This is a genomic window from Simplicispira lacusdiani (assembly GCF_003604195.1).
Classification (GTDB): domain Bacteria; phylum Pseudomonadota; class Gammaproteobacteria; order Burkholderiales; family Burkholderiaceae_C; genus Simplicispira; species Simplicispira lacusdiani.
Genome location: NZ_QXGR01000006.1, coordinates 1 through 14,107 on the forward strand (window position 1 = coordinate 1; position 14,107 = coordinate 14,107).

Annotated in this window: 13 protein-coding genes; all 13 read right to left on the minus strand. The window is 68.0% G+C overall.

Going from position 1 to position 14,107, the window contains the following annotated elements; translation table 11 throughout:
- A partial coding sequence (locus D8S75_RS09535; protein WP_119966118.1) for an aldehyde dehydrogenase family protein occupies nt 1–317 on the minus strand: 317 nt, incomplete at its 3' end.
- 104 nt (nt 318–421) lie between these two features.
- The gene (locus D8S75_RS09540) at nt 422–706 is read right to left on the minus strand and encodes a cupin domain-containing protein (protein WP_198673185.1); all 285 of its coding nucleotides are present in this window, start codon (nt 704–706) and stop codon (nt 422–424) included.
- A 91-nt stretch (nt 707–797) separates the two neighbouring features.
- Nucleotides 798–1,613, minus strand: coding sequence for an ABC transporter permease (locus tag D8S75_RS09545; protein ID WP_119966120.1), 816 nt, complete (start codon nt 1,611–1,613; stop codon nt 798–800).
- Between the two features lie 21 nt (nt 1,614–1,634).
- Nucleotides 1,635–2,894 (minus strand): ABC transporter permease, encoded by a 1,260-nt coding sequence (locus tag D8S75_RS09550; RefSeq protein ID WP_119966121.1) that lies wholly within the window; start codon nt 2,892–2,894, stop codon nt 1,635–1,637.
- Nucleotides 2,895–2,927: 33 nt separating this feature from the next.
- The gene (locus D8S75_RS09555; protein WP_119966122.1) at nt 2,928–3,971 is read right to left on the minus strand and encodes an ABC transporter substrate-binding protein; all 1,044 of its coding nucleotides are present in this window, start codon (nt 3,969–3,971) and stop codon (nt 2,928–2,930) included.
- A 43-nt stretch (nt 3,972–4,014) separates the two neighbouring features.
- Nucleotides 4,015–5,091, minus strand: coding sequence for an ABC transporter ATP-binding protein (locus D8S75_RS09560; RefSeq protein WP_119966123.1), 1,077 nt, complete (start codon nt 5,089–5,091; stop codon nt 4,015–4,017).
- Nucleotides 5,092–5,400: 309 nt separating this feature from the next.
- Entirely contained in the window at nt 5,401–6,612 is a 1,212-nt protein-coding gene (locus tag D8S75_RS09565; RefSeq protein WP_119966124.1) for an ABC transporter substrate-binding protein, read from the minus strand.
- Between the two features lie 47 nt (nt 6,613–6,659).
- On the minus strand, nt 6,660–7,721 hold the full coding sequence (locus tag D8S75_RS09570) for a branched-chain amino acid ABC transporter permease (RefSeq protein ID WP_119966125.1): 1,062 nt from the start codon (nt 7,719–7,721) through the stop codon (nt 6,660–6,662).
- 29 nt (nt 7,722–7,750) lie between these two features.
- Entirely contained in the window at nt 7,751–8,665 is a 915-nt protein-coding gene (locus tag D8S75_RS09575) for a branched-chain amino acid ABC transporter permease (protein ID WP_119966126.1), read from the minus strand.
- A 28-nt stretch (nt 8,666–8,693) separates the two neighbouring features.
- The gene (locus D8S75_RS09580) at nt 8,694–9,437 is read right to left on the minus strand and encodes an ABC transporter ATP-binding protein (protein WP_119966127.1); all 744 of its coding nucleotides are present in this window, start codon (nt 9,435–9,437) and stop codon (nt 8,694–8,696) included.
- Nucleotides 9,434–10,213 carry an ABC transporter ATP-binding protein gene (locus tag D8S75_RS09585; RefSeq protein ID WP_119966392.1) on the minus strand — a complete coding sequence of 260 codons (780 nt, stop codon included), beginning with the start codon at nt 10,211–10,213 and terminating at the stop codon, nt 9,434–9,436. The genes D8S75_RS09580 and D8S75_RS09585 overlap by 4 nt, the downstream gene beginning before the upstream one ends.
- 17 nt (nt 10,214–10,230) lie before the next feature.
- On the minus strand, nt 10,231–12,309 hold the full coding sequence (gene capA, locus D8S75_RS09590; RefSeq protein ID WP_119966128.1) for a caprolactamase subunit alpha: 2,079 nt from the start codon (nt 12,307–12,309) through the stop codon (nt 10,231–10,233).
- Between the two features lie 39 nt (nt 12,310–12,348).
- Nucleotides 12,349–14,097 carry a caprolactamase subunit beta gene (capB, locus tag D8S75_RS09595; protein ID WP_119966129.1) on the minus strand — a complete coding sequence of 583 codons (1,749 nt, stop codon included), beginning with the start codon at nt 14,095–14,097 and terminating at the stop codon, nt 12,349–12,351.
- Between the last annotated feature and the right edge of the window lie 10 nt (nt 14,098–14,107).

The window sequence follows — 14,107 nt, forward strand, 5'->3', positions numbered from 1 at the left end:
CCCTGCTCGGCGGTCATGATGCGGCCCAGGTCGTCCTGGTTGGCCATGAGCAGGTCATACCACTTGCGCAGCAGGATGGAACGCTCCTTGGCGGTCTTGGAGCGCCAGGCAGGCCAGGCGGCGTTGGCGGCGGCGATGGCGGCTTGGGCGTCCTGGGGGCCCAGGTTGGCGACCTCGGCCAGAAGCTGGCCGGTGGCCGGGTCGTGCACGGCGAAGCGGCTGGCGCCTGCGATCCATTGGCCGTCGATCAGCGCGTCGGTCTTGAGCAGGCTGGGGTCCTTGAGCTGGGCGAGGGGGCTGTGGGCGGTGGGGGACATGAAGGCTCCGACGGTGCGAATAAAAAGGAATGCGGAAACTTACCGCAAATGGCGAGGACCGAAGTAAACACAGGTGACGTTGACCCTGCGTGCCATCGGTGCTTCTACAGGAATTCGATCTCGATGAAGGCCACTTCCTGGCCCGTGGGGTTGATGACGTTGTGCGCCGTGCCCACGGGCCGGGTGTACGACTGGCCGGGCGAGAGCGGAACGCGGCGCTCGCCCTCGGGCGTCTCCAGCAGTAGCTCGCCGCCGGTGGTGGGCACCACCACGTAGTCGTGGCCGTGCGTGTGCCAGCCGGTCTCGGCGCTGGGCGGGAAGCGCCATTCGGTCACCACGGTGCGGGCGTTGCGGATCTGCTCGGTGGCGATGGCGGCGGGGCGCGGCAGGGTGGTGGTCATTGTTTGCTATTAAAAATGTAGCTATTGGCGCTTTGTGGACGAGTGCTGGAGGCCATTTTTGCTTGAAATCCGGCGGGGCTCACTTGCGCCGCCCGCGCAGCCACTCCAGCGTCATCATCAGCGCGGTGGTGAACAGCGTGAGCAGCGTGGCCACGGCGGCGATCACGGGCGAGATGTTCTCGCGGATGCCGGTGAACATCTGGCGCGGCAGCGTGACCTGCTCGGGGCCGGCGAGGAACAGCGTGACCACCACTTCGTCGAACGAGGCCGCGAAGGCGAACAGCGCGCCCGAGATCACGCCCGGCGCGATGACGGGCAGGGTGATCTTGAAGAAAGTGCGCACGGGCCCGGCGCCCAGGCTCAGGCTGGCCTTGACCAGGTTCTGGTTGAAGCCCTGCAGTGTGGCCAGCACCGTGGTCACCACGAAGGGCGCGCCCAGCGCCGCGTGCACCAGCACCAGGCCCAGGTAGGTTTCCGACAGGCCGACGCGGGCGAAGAACAGGTAGGTGCTGACGGCCACCACGACGATGGGCACCACCATGGGCGAGATCAGCAGGCCGCTGATGAGCCCCTTGCCGACAAAGCGCGTGCGCGCCAGCCCCATGGCTGCGAGCGTGCCCAGGGCCGTGGCCAGCAGCGTGGCCAGCGGCGCGACGATGAAGCTGTTGCGCGCGGCGCGCGCCCATTCGGCCGAGGCGAACAGTTCCTCGTACCACTGCAGCGACCAGCCCGGCAGCGGGTACGACAGGAAGGAACCGCTGCTGAACGACAGCGGCACGATGACGATGATGGGCAGCAGCAGGAACAGCAGCACGCCGGCGCAGAAGGCGCGCAGGGCCAGCCAGCCCAGCTTGTCGGCCAGGCGGTAGTGCGCGGGGAAGTAGGCAGTTTTCATGGTGGATAGTCCGCGCGGCGTTCAGCCCAGATTGAGTTCGGCCTTGCCGAACTTGCGGTAGATGGCATACAGCACCAGGGTGGTCACCAGCAGCACCGAGCCGAGCGCGGCCGCCATGCCCCAGTTGACCTCGACGTTGGTGTACTGCGCCACGTAGTAGCTCAGCATCTGGTCCGTGGGGCCGCCCAGCAGCGCCGGGGTGACGTAGTAGCCGATAGCGGTGATGAACACCAGCAGGCCGCCCGCGGCCACGCCGGGGTAGGTTTGCGGCACGTAGACGCGGAAGAACGCGGCCAGCGGCGTGCTGCCCAGCGAGATGGCGGCGCGCAGGTAGTTGGGCGGGATGGACTTCATCACGCTGTACAGCGGCAGCACCAGGAAGGGCAGCAGGATGTGCACCATGGCGATGACGACGCCGAGCCGGTTGAACAGCAGCGGCACGGGTGTGTCGGTGAGGCCGATGGAGATCAGGAAGCGGTTGACCAGGCCGTTGCTTTGCAGCAGCACGATCCAGGCGGCGATGCGCACCAGCACCGAGGTCCAGAACGGCACCAGCACCAGGATCATCATCAGGTTGGCGCGGCGCTCGGGGAGCGTGCTGAGCCAGTAGGAGAGCGGGTAGCCGATGAGGATGGCCAGCAGCGTCACCGTGGCGCTCATCTCGAAGGTGCGCACCAGGATGTCGCGGAACGCGGCCGCCTCGGACGGCACGGCCACCACGTCGCCCTGCGCCGTGCGCTGCAGGTCCACGGCGGCCAGCAGGTAGTCGGGCGTCCAGCGCGAGGCGTTCTTGGCGATGGCCAGCCAGTACGGAAGTTCGGCCCAGCGCGGATCGAGCGCCAGCATGCGCTCGCGCACTTCGGCGTCGGTGAGGCCGGTGCCCAGCGGCAGGGCCCGGTAGGTGCCCATGATGAGCGAGCGCGCGCCGCTGATCTCGCTGTTGAGGCGGCGCGCCAGGGCGCCGGCCTGCGCGGTCTCCTGCAGGGCCGAGAGATCCCGCGCCAGCGCGGCGTAGGCCGCGTCGGGCGGGGCGCTCTGGCGGTCCCAGCGCTTGAGCGCGGTGCCGGTGTGCACCAGCGTGTCGGCCACCTCGGGGTTCTCCACGGCGCGGATCAGCAGCCCCGCGAGCGGCACCATGAACACCACCAGCAGGAAGGCCAGCAAGGGCAGGGTCAGCGCCATGGAGCGCAGGCGGCGCCTGCGTTCGGCGGTGCGCAACTGGCGCCCCAGATCGGGGGGCGTTTCCTGGTCCTGGGGGACGGCCATGGTGGCGGTGCTCATGCGGATGCCTTCATGCGAGGTGCTTGCCCGTGCTTACTGTGCGGCCCAGGCGGCGAAGCGCTTCTCCAGGGCCTCGCCCTGGTCGGCCCAGAAGGCCACGTCGAAGCGCAGCGCATCCTTGCTGTTGGCGGGCGAGGTGGGCAGCAGGGCCTGGGTCTTGGGGTCGATCTTGGCCATGGCCTTGTTGTTGGTCGGGCCGTAGGAGATGTGGCGCGCGTACTCGGCCTGGGCGTCGGCGCTGCTGGCCAGGGCGATGAATTTCATCGCTGCCTCCTTGTTGGCCACGCCCTTGGGCATGACCCAGAAGTCCAGGTCGTAGATGCCGCCGGTCCAGGTGATCTTGAGGTTCTGGCCCTCGCGCTGCGCTGCGTCGATGCGGCCGCTGAAGGCGGTGGTCATGGCCACGTCGCCCGCCACCAGGAACTGCGGGGGCAGCGCGCCGGCTTCCCACCACTGGATATGGGGCTTGAGTTCGGCCAGCTTCTTGAAGGCGCGGTCGGCGCCGTCCTTCGAGGCCAGCACCTTGTACACGTCGGCGGCCTTCACGCCGTCGGCCATGAGCGCGAATTCGAGGTTGTATCGCGCGCCCTTGCGCAGGCCGCGCTTGCCGGGGAATTTCTTCACGTCCCAGAAATCGGCCCAGCCGGTGGGGGCGGTCTTGAGCTTGTCGCCGTTGTAGGCCAGCACGGTGGACCAGACGAAGGCACCCACGCCGCATTCATGCACGGCGGCGGGCAGGAAGTCGGACTTCGCTCCGAGCTTGCTCCAGTCCATGCGCTCGAACAGACCCTCGTCGCAGCCGCGGCTGATGTCCGGACCTTCGACCTCGACCACGTCCCAGGTCACCTTCTTGGCCTCGACCATGGCCTTCACGCGGGCCTGCTCGCCGTTGTATTCCACCTGGGTGATCTTGCCGCCGGTGGCCTTCTCGTAGGCCTCGAAGTAGGCCTTCTTCTGGGCCGCGCCGTTGGCGCCGCCGAAGTTCACGACGGTGATGGTCTGCTGTGCCAGCGCGGGCAGCGCCAGGGCGGCGGCGGTGGCCAGCAGCAGGGGTTGGAAAAGCTTCTTGTGGTTCATGGTTGTCTCCTCGGGGTTGGGTGTGGAAAAAAGGGGCAGGGAGTTAGCGGTACACACGCATGTGCTGCGCCGGCGCGTGCAGGTGGACGGTGCGGCCGGGCGTGGGCACGGCGGCGTGGTTGAGCGAGAGCTTGACCATCACCTCGGACTCGCTGGCCATCTTGCAGCGCAGGCGCAGGTGGTCGCCAAAATAGATCACGTCCATCACGGTGCCGCTCAGGGTGTTGTCGCTGGCGCCATCGGCCAGCTGGATGCGCTCGGGCCGCACGCTGCACTGCACCGCGTCGCCGACGGCGGCACGGTTGACGTTGAGGCCGCGCAGGCGCACGCCGTCCTTCAGAACCACTTCGCACTCGTCGCCGTCGGTGGCATGCACCTTGGCTTCGAGCACCGCGTTGTCGCCCACGAAGTTGGCGACGAAGCGGTTGGTCGGGGTTTCGTACAGGCGGTCCACGCGGTCGATCTGCTGGATGCGGCCGTCGTTGAACACCGCCACGCGGTCGGACATGGTCAGCGCCTCGGCCTGGTCGTGCGTCACGTAGACGAAGGTCACGCCCAGGCGGCGGTGCAGGGCCTTGAGCTCGATCTGCATGTGCTCGCGCAACTGCTTGTCGAGCGCGCCCAGCGGCTCGTCCATCAGCACGAGCTGGGGGTCGAACACCAGCGCGCGCGCCAGGGCCACGCGCTGCTGCTGGCCGCCCGACATCTGCGCCGGGTAGCGCATGCCCATGGTGTCCATTTGCACCATCTCCAGCGCGCGTGCCACCTTGGCCTCGCGCTCGGCCTGGGGCAGCTTGCGCACCCGCAGCGGATAGGCGATGTTCTCGGCCACCGTCATGTGCGGGAACAGGGCGTAGTTCTGGAACACCATGCCGAAGTTACGCTTGTGGGGCGGCGTGCGGGTGATGGGCACGCCGTCGAGGCTGATTTCGCCCGCCGTGGGAGACTCGAAGCCGGCCAGCATCATCAGCGTGGTGGTCTTGCCCGAGCCCGAGGGCCCCAGCAGCGACAGGAACTCGCCGCGCTGGATGTCCAGGTTCAGGTCGCGCACCACCAGGCTGGTGCCGTCGTAGGTCTTTTGCACCCCTCGGAACGTTACGAGTGCGTCGCTTGCGGTCATGGCAGGTGTCAGGTTGTGGATGCGTTGGCGTGAACTGTAGGGCGTTCATGCGCGGGCCGACATATACAGAAGCCCGCCGTGCGGTGCGCACTGTGCAGTACAGCAAGCCTCTACATAGAAACCCTTGGTGCCGCAACAGGGCACCGCAGGCCTCTGGTAGACCACGGTTGCTATATTTTGTATAGCTAAAGGCGCTTTCTGCTAAAAGCTTTTCCGGTGTTCTTGACCTTCCTCAATCAAACCTGCCTCGTGGCCGCACGCCGATGCCAGGGGAGAGGGCCGGCACCGGCATGCGGGTATCCCTGGGGGTCAGCGCTTGAGCAGCACGGGCAGCGGCACCGGGTTGGAGATCGTCCACTCGTCCACGATGCCGGGCTTGCCCGCCTTGACTTCCGAAATCAGCAGGCGCGCCTGGTTCTGGTGGTGGATGTCCTTGCTGAAGGTGCGGGGGCCGAACAGCGTGGGTTCGTTGCGCATCTTTTCCAGCTCGGCGGTGACCTTGTCGGCCTCCAGGCTCTGGGCGCGTTGCACGGCCTTGGCCCAGACGTCGATCAGCACGTAGCCCGGATAGGCATAGGTGTTGGACGGGCGGGCGCCGTAGCGCGTGGCGAAGGTCTTGTTGAAGGCTTCGACCTGGGGGTTCGGGTCGTCGCCATGGACCGAGCCCTGCACGGGAACGGCGAAGTTCGACAGTCCCGGCACCGAGTCGAGCCAGTAGCTGCCATCCACGGCGGCGCCGTTGAGGATCAGTGACTGGATGCCCGCAGCGCGCAGTTGGCGCACGGCGCTGGCGGCTCCCGGAATGTAGGAGCACAGCATGATCGCGTCGGGCTCCTTGGGCAGCGCCTTGATGCGCGAGATCTGCGCGGCGATCGATGCGTCGCCGTTCTTGAAGTTGTCGCGCCCGACGATGGTCACGCCCTTGAGCTGGGGCGCCATCCAGTCGAAGCCGGTGCAGATGCCCTTGTTGTATTCGATGGTGGTGTCCAGCAGCACGTAGGCCTGGCGCATGTTGCGCTTGTTGTAGGCCCATTCGGCCATGGTGGCGCCCTGCACGGCCGCCAGCACCGAGGAGCTGAAGGCGTTCTTGCCCACGCCCTGCACGCCGGCCTTGATGTCCTCGGCGCAGAGGAAGAAGGACACCTTGCCCTTCTTCTGCGCCTCCAGGGCGGCGGGTGCGCCAAAGTCATAGTCGCAGCTCACCACGAGCAGCTCGGCGCCCTGGTCCAGGGCTTCGAGACCCGCCTTGGCGCTCTGCGCGCGGTCGGACTTGGTGTCCGTTTCGATGACCTTGATCTTGCGCCCGAGCAGGCCGCCCGCCGCGTTGATTTCGTCGATGCGGATCAGCGCGGCGCGGCGCGCTGGCGTGTCGTAGGCCTCCACCCAGCCGGACTTGGCATTGGCGAAGCCGATGACGATGTCTTTGCCGGCCTGTGCATAGGCCAGGCCGCTGGCCAGCAGGCCGGCGCACAGGGCCGGCAAGGCGCGGCGCAGGGGGGATGAAATGGGGGGGCTTGTCATGGAGGGTCTCCTGGTGGTTGTCGTTGAAAAAAGGGGGGGCGGGATGCTCATCGGGCCTGCATCTCCAGCGGCGCGGAGGAGGCGGGCGTTGTCGGGCGGGCCAGGCGCGGCCATTGCCAGTCGCGCCCTTTCATCAGGCCGGTGGGGCGCCGGATGAGGGCCAGCACCATGGCCAGGCCGGTGACGATCTCTTGGCTGCCGCCGGGCAGCTGGACGGCCATGCCGCCGAGCGAAACGCCGGTTTCCAGGCGGATCAGCAGTTCCATCAGCACCGACAGCGCCAGCACGCCGGTGACGGCACCGCTCAGGCTCGCGCTGCCGCCGATCACCAGCATGGTCAGGCAGGTGAAGGTGCGGCCGAGGTAGTAGGCATCGGGGTTGACCACGCCGAGGAACTGCGCGTCCAGCGCGCCGCCCAGGCCGCAGACGAAGGCGCTGAGCACGAAGGCCACCAGCAGCTGGCGCCAGGCATTGATGCCGCAGCTGCGCGCGGCCACGGGTTCCTCGCGCACCGCGCGCAGGGCCAGGCCGAAGCGCGAGATGCCATGCCAGTGCGCCAGCGTGATCGCCAGCGCGGCAAAGGAGAAGGCCTGCCACACACCCACTGGCGTGGGAATGCCCACGATGGAGCTGGAGCCGGCGGTAACGCTGTCCCAGTTGGAATACACCACGTTGAAGATGGCCAGCAGCGAGAACGTGGCGATGGAGGCCGCGATGCCGTTCAGCCGCAGGATCACCGCGCCCGCCAGCAGCGCCACGCTGGCGGCCAGCACGCCGGCCAGCAGCGAGGCGGGCACCCAGGGCAGGGCGGCCTGCTGCAGGAAGTCGGGCAGGCCCGTCAGCACGTACTGCTTGATGGAGGGCTCCATGGTGGTCCAGGCCACGCCATAGGCGCCGATGCCGACGAAGGCCATGTGGCCGAAGCTGATGAGCCCCGAGTGGCCGATGAAGATGAACATGCCCACCACCATCACGACGCGCACCAGTACTTCGGTGACGGTGCGCTGCAGGCCGCTCGACCCGGCCAGGGACAGGGCGGCCAGCACCGCCAGGGCCAGGCACAGCAGAGCGGGGGTTTCGAGGCGATGGCGCTGCAGGAAGTTGTTCATAGCGTTCGGAGGGGATTGGGGGGCAGACATCAGACGCGCTGGCGCGAGGCGCCAGTGATGAAGAGGCCGTTGGGGCGCCACAGCAGCAGGGCGATGACGCCGAGGTAGACGAAGGCGTCGCGGAAGGCGCGGGCGTCGAGCGGTAGCCAGGCCTGGAGGGCCGTGCTGACGAAGCCGATGAGGAAGCCACCGAGCACGGCGCCCATCAGGCTGCCCAGGCCGCCGATGACGGTGGAGACGAAGGCCACGAGCATCATGGGCGCGCCCATGCGGATGTCCACCAGCCCGGTCTGGTTCACCATGAACAGGCCGATGAGCGCGGCCAGCGCACCGCTCATGCCGAAGGCCACCAGGATGACGCGGTTGGCCTTCACGCCCAGCATGCGCGCCATGTCGAAATCCTCGGCGGCGGCGCGCATCTCCAGGCCGGCACGGGTGTGCCGCAGCATCCACGCCAGGCCCAGCAGCAGCGCCATGGTGATGCCGATCATCAGCAGCTGCAGCGCCGGCACGCGCGCGCCCCACAGGTCCACCGGCAGGTTGAGCTGCGGCCACAGGTTCACGGCCTTGGCGCGGCTGCTGTGCAGGGCCAGCAAGGTGTTCTGGATGACGAAGCCCAGTGCGAACGCGGCCATCATGGTGGCCGCGGGCGTGGCATGGCGCAGGTGGCGGAAGACGGCCAGTTCGGCCAGCACCGCCAGGGCCGCGCCCACGCCCAGCACGGTGAGAACGATCAGTGGCGTGGCCCAGGCGCCCACCCACAGGGGGGCCACGGCCTCGGTGGTGGGCGCGATCAGCACGAAGATGGCGAAGGTCATTACGTCGCCATGGGCGAAGTTGACCAGGCGCATGACGCCGAAGATCAGCGCGATGCCCAGGGCGCCCAGCGCGTAGAGGCTGCCCAGACTCAGGGCGTCAAACAGGTATTGGAGTGCGGCGGTCATGGTGTGGTGCGGCGTGGGGTGGGGAGCTTTAGGCGTGTATGGCCGCTGGCGTGGCGTCGTAGCCGAAATAGGCCTGCTGCATCTGCTGCGCCGTGATCTGGCGCGGGTCGCCTTCGAGGACGATGCCGCCCTCGTGCAGCATGACCATGCGGCCGCCGGTCAGGAGGGCGCGGCTGGCGCTCTGCTCGACGATCAGCAGCGTCAGGTCGCGCTCGGCGCGCAGGCGCAGCAGGGCCTCGTACACCTGGTCGGTCACGCGCGGCGCCAGGCCGAGCGAGGGTTCATCGATGGCCAGCAGGCGCGGCGCGGCCATCAGGGCGCGGGCGATCACCAGCATCTGCTGCTGTCCGCCCGAGAGCAGTCCGGCCTGCCCGTGGGCGCGTTCGCGCAGCAGGGGGAACACGTCGAGCAGGTATTCCAGGTCGGCGGCCACGGCCAGGGCGTTGCGGCGCAGGCCGGTGCCGATGCGCAGGTTTTCCAGCACGGTCATCGAGCCGAAGACCTGCCGGCCCTCGGGCACCAGCGAGAAGCCGCTCGCGGCCACGGTCTCCGGCGCGCGGCCGGTCGTCAGCTGGCCGTCGAAGACGATGCGGCCCTGGCGTGGCTTGACCAGGCCGGCGATGGCCTTCATCAGCGTGGACTTGCCCGCGCCATTCGGTCCGGTGACCATGACGGTCTCGCCGGCGTGGATGGTGAGGTCGAGACCGCGCAGCGCGGCGATGCCGCCATAGCGCACATGCAGGTCCTGGATGCTCAGCAGGGGCGTGGTCATGCGCAGGCCTCCTCGGTGGTGGGCGCGGGCAGCGCGGCGTCGTCGCCATCGGCCGTGCCCATGTAGGCGTGGCGCACGCGCTCGCTGCCTCGGATGGCGTCCGGGTCGCCCTGGGCGATCACCTCGCCCGCGTCCATCACCACGATGTGGCTGCAGATGCTCAGCACCAGGCGCACGTTGTGCTCGATCAGCAGCACGCCGCAGCCGATGTGCTCGACGAGCTGGGCGATCGTGGCGCGCAGGTCGCTGGCCTCGTGGTCGTTCATGCCGGCCGCCGGTTCGTCCAGCAGCAGGAATGCTGGGCCACCGACCACGGCGCGGGCAATGCCCACGCGGCGTTCGTCGGTGTAGGGCAGGGCGCTGGCGGGCATGGTGGCCAAATGCCCCAGACCCAGCCATCGCAGGATGCGCCGCGCCTCGGCGCCGGCGTCGCGGCGCGACATGCCCAGGCCGACACCGGCGGCCTCCAGGTTGTCCTGTACCGACAGGTTGCGAAAGAGGCGCCCCCCCTGGAAGGTGCGGGCCACGCCCAGGCGCCGGAACATGTCCGCACCCAGTCCATGCAAGGGGCGATCGTCCAGCAGCACCTGGCCGGCGCCCGGCGGGTTGAAGCCGCTGAGCACGTTGACCATCGTGGTCTTGCCGGCGCCGTTGGGACCGATCAGGCCCAGTACCTTGCCGCGTTCGAGCGACAGGCTCACGGCCTTGAGCGCGCGCACGCCCGAGAACGTGAGGCTGACCGTATCGGCGCGCAATTGATGGGGAAGGGCGGACATGGCGGCGGTGCGTGGCATCAGAGCGCGTTCCGGGTGACGACGTAGGTGCCGCTCTCGTCGAGGCGGGCCGTCCAGCCGGGAGAGATCACCACGGTGGTGGTGGGCTCCTCGATCACGGCGGGGCCGGTGACGATGTCCCCCGCGCCAAGCTGTTCACCGTCGTACACCGGGGTCAGGGTGGCGCAGCCTTCGGCGCTGAAGATCATCTGCCGGCGCGTGCGGATGGCTTGCAGGGCCTGGCCACCGGGCTGCATGCGCGGCGGCGGCATCAGCGCGCCCTTGCCGTACACGGTGGACTCGATGTTCACCACCTCGACCAGGCTGTCGGGCTCGTCGTAAGTGAACAGCTGCTTGTGCAGGTTGTGGAACAACTGCTTGATGTGCTGCAGGTTGGCGGCGTTCACCGGGGTGTTTCCGATATCCACCGTGCATTCGTGCACCTGGCCGACGTAGCGCATGTCGATGCTGCGCTTGAAGGCGATGCGGTTGAGCGGGATACCCTCGGCCTGCATGGCGGTGATGCCGTCGTGCTCCAGCGAGCGGAAGCGGTTTTCCAGGTCCGCCAGCAGGGCGCGGTCGTCCAGCCTCATGGGGGTGGCCGCCATGTAGTTGTATTTGATGTCCGACAGCAGCTGGCCGAAGGCGCACAGGCCCGAGGCCAGCTTGGGCACCAGCACGGTGCGGCAGCCGATCTCCTCGGCCAGGGCCGTCAGGTGCAGGCCGGTGGCACCGCCCGCGCCGATCAGGGCAAAGTCGCGCGGGTCGTAGCCGCGCTCGATGGACACGCGGCGGATGCCGTTGACCATGTTGTTGTTGACGATGCTGAAAATGCCGTAGGCGGCTTTTTCCACGCTGATGTAGAGCGGCTCGGCCAGGTGGTGCGAGATGGCCTGGCGTGACGCCAGGGCATCGATGGGCAGGCGGCCGCCCAGCAGGGATTCCGGGTTCAGGTAACCCAATGCCACATTGGCATCCGTCACCGTGGGCAGCGTGCCGCCGCGCTGGTAGCAGGCCGGACCGGGCATGGCTCCAGCCGACTGCGGGCCGACGTTGAGCACGCCCATCTGGTCGATCCAGGCGATGGAGCCGCCGCCCGCGCCCAGCGTCTCGACCTGGATCATCGGGGTGCCGATGCGGTAGCGCAGGAAATCGATGTCCTTGTCGATGTTGGTCTTGTCATCGTGCGTGAGCGTGATGTCGAACGAGGTGCCGCCCATGTCCACCGTGATGAAGTTCCGGATGCCCAGTGGGCGCGTGATGTAGCGCCCGGCCATCGGGGCCGATGCCGGGCCAGAGTTGATCGCGTTGACGGCGCGCGAGACCATCACATCGCGCGCGGCCATGCCGCCGTTGGATTGGAAGTAGCGCACGGGCACCTTGGTGCCTTGCTCGCGGTAGAACGCGTCGATGCGCTCCACATAGTCCTTGAGCACCGGCCCGAGGTAGGCGTTGACCACGGCGGTGGAGGTGCGCGTGTATTCGCGCATCTGCGGGAACACCTCGATGCCGACGGACACGTACACATCGGGCAGCAGTTCGCGCACGATCTGCGCGGCGCGGCGCTCATGGGCATCGTTGGACACCGACCACAGGAAGGAGATGGCCACGGCCTGCACGCCTTCCCGGCGGAACAGCTCGCAGGCCGCGCGCACGTCTTCCTCGTGCAGCGGGGTGCGGACACGGCCGTCGGCCAGCACGCGCTCGCGCACCGGCACGCGCAGGTGGCGCTCCACCAGTTGCCGCGCCGGCGGGTACTCGGCGTCGTAGCGGTAGCCTTCCTCCTTGTGGCCGAGGCGGATTTCCAGCGAGTCCTCGTGGCCTGCCGTGCAGATCAGGCCGGTCTTGACCCCTTTGTGCTGGATCAGCGCGTTGAGGGCCACGGTGGTGCCGTTCACGCACAGCTCGGTGTGCGACAGGATGTCGTGCATCGGCCGGCCGAGTTTCTCGGCGATCTGCCCGAAGCCTTCGGCGATTGCGCGGGTGCCGTCCTCGGGGGTCGAGGTGGCCTTGAAGAGGTGGGTATTGCCCTGGTCATCGGCCAGGACGAAGTCGGTGAAGGTGCCGCCAGCGTCCACGCCCAGTCGGTAGGTAGTCATGTGTGTCTCTCAGTTGTTCGTGTCGGTTCAGGGGCGGGCTCAGGCCTTGGCGAGGCGCGCGCCGCAGGCGGTGCCGGTCCAGGTGGCGGTGTCCACGGCGACGCCGTATTCGCGGGCCGCAGCCTCCAGCGAGACATAGCCGTTGCGCACGTCGTGCACCACGCGGGATATTTCGCGCTCCAGAGGGTTGCCCCAGCCTCCGCCGCCCGGATTGGTGGTGGCGACGCGCTCGCCCGGCTGCACGGTCAGGATGGCGTTGCTGCGCATCACCTCGGTGATGTCCTCGCCCTGCTTGCGCTCGACGCGTCCGAGCTTGAGCTCGGGGCAGGCGCTTTGCGCGCCGTTGGCACCCAGTGCCGGGTACAGACGCCCTTCACCGAAGCTGATGGCGGTCATTTCATGGTCCAGCGGCTCCACCTCCCATACCGTGGCGCAGCCGCCTCGGTGGTAGCCCGCGCCGCCGCTGTCGGGCACCAGTCCGTAGCGGTGGATCTGGATGGGATAGGAGTACTCCATGATCTCGATGTCGCCCGAGCTCAGCGCGCCGAAGCAGCACTGTGGGCCGACCGAGTTCCAACCGTCGAGGTGTGCCGTGGCACCCGCGCCGCCGATCAGCGATGCCAGGATCATGGTCACGTAGGGCTCACCGGTGCGCTGGTCGTGGCCGGCGATGTTGATGCCGCTGGCATGGCACCAGGAGCCCACGGCGCGTTCGGGTGCGGCCTGCTCCAGCGCCAGGCGCACGGCGTCGGTCAGCGTCTCCATGGGCGTGGTGGTGCAGTTGACGTGCGGCGCCGGTTCGGCCGCGTTGCACAGCGTGCCCTTGGGGCCCATGTCCACCGTCACGCAGCGGTACAAGCCTTCGTTGTACGGTGGCGGCACCTTGGCGAACATCATCAGGCCCAGGTAGACCCCGGAGTACGAATTGCCTTCGTAGGAGTTGATGAAGTAGGGCACCTGGGGCGGGCTGTCGATGCGCACATGGCAGCTGTCGCCCGCGATCGTCACCGTGGCCTTGATGGTCAGCTCGCCCAGGCCGTGGCCCGCGTCCTCCAGCACCGCGCTGGCTTCGTAGGTGCCGTCGCGGGTGTTGGCGAACAGGTTGCGCATGGAGCGCTCGGCCATGTCCATCAGTTCGTCGATGCAGGCCTGGACTTCCTCCACGCCGTACTTGTCGAGCAGCGCGAGCAGGTTGCGCTCGCCGATCTGCACGGCGCCGTACTGGGCGCGCAGGTCGCCTTCCCAGTCGCGGCGCGAGCGCACGTTGGAGAGGATGAAGTTGATGACGTCTTCGCGCGGCTGGCCCTTGTCCCACAGCTTCACGGGCGGGATGCGCAGGCCCTCGGCGTAGATTTCCTTGGCGTCGGGGTTGTAGCCCGCCGGCACGGGGCCGCCGATGTCGGTCACATGGCCCTTGCACACGCTCCAGAACACCAGCTTGCCCTGGTGGAACACGGGCTTGTACATGCAGCAGTCCAGGATGTGGCTGCCCATCATCACGGGGTCGTTGTGGTAGATCACATCGCCTTCGTGGATGTCGTCGCCGAAGTACTTTGCCACCGCCTTCATCGCGGGCATCAGGCCGCCGAGGTGGATCGGGATGTCCTGGCCCTGCAGGATCATTTCGGCGCGGTGGTTGAACAGTGCGTTGCTGTAGTCGTGCGCCACGTTGAAGACGCTGGAGCGCGCCGTCTTCTCCAGGGTCAGGGTCATTTCGCGCTGCGTCGTCTCCAGTGCCCCGCGCACCACGGCCAGCGTGATCGGGTCGACTTTTCTCGGGTTCTTCATCGGTTCTCTC

Coding starts and splice junctions, on each gene's coding strand:
- D8S75_RS09545 (WP_119966120.1), bottom strand. CDS start 1,613: ATGAAAACTGCCTACTTCCCCGCGCACTACCGCCTGGCCGACAAGCTG.
- D8S75_RS09550 (WP_119966121.1), bottom strand. CDS start 2,894: ATGAGCACCGCCACCATGGCCGTCCCCCAGGACCAGGAAACGCCCCCC.
- D8S75_RS09555 (WP_119966122.1), bottom strand. CDS start 3,971: ATGAACCACAAGAAGCTTTTCCAACCCCTGCTGCTGGCCACCGCCGCC.
- D8S75_RS09560 (WP_119966123.1), bottom strand. CDS start 5,091: ATGACCGCAAGCGACGCACTCGTAACGTTCCGAGGGGTGCAAAAGACC.
- D8S75_RS09565 (WP_119966124.1), bottom strand. CDS start 6,612: ATGACAAGCCCCCCCATTTCATCCCCCCTGCGCCGCGCCTTGCCGGCC.
- D8S75_RS09570 (WP_119966125.1), bottom strand. CDS start 7,721: ATGAACAACTTCCTGCAGCGCCATCGCCTCGAAACCCCCGCTCTGCTG.
- D8S75_RS09575 (WP_119966126.1), bottom strand. CDS start 8,665: ATGACCGCCGCACTCCAATACCTGTTTGACGCCCTGAGTCTGGGCAGC.
- D8S75_RS09580 (WP_119966127.1), bottom strand. CDS start 9,437: ATGACCACGCCCCTGCTGAGCATCCAGGACCTGCATGTGCGCTATGGC.
- D8S75_RS09585 (WP_119966392.1), bottom strand. CDS start 10,213: ATGTCCGCCCTTCCCCATCAATTGCGCGCCGATACGGTCAGCCTCACG.
- capA (WP_119966128.1), bottom strand. CDS start 12,309: ATGACTACCTACCGACTGGGCGTGGACGCTGGCGGCACCTTCACCGAC.
- capB (WP_119966129.1), bottom strand. CDS start 14,097: ATGAAGAACCCGAGAAAAGTCGACCCGATCACGCTGGCCGTGGTGCGC.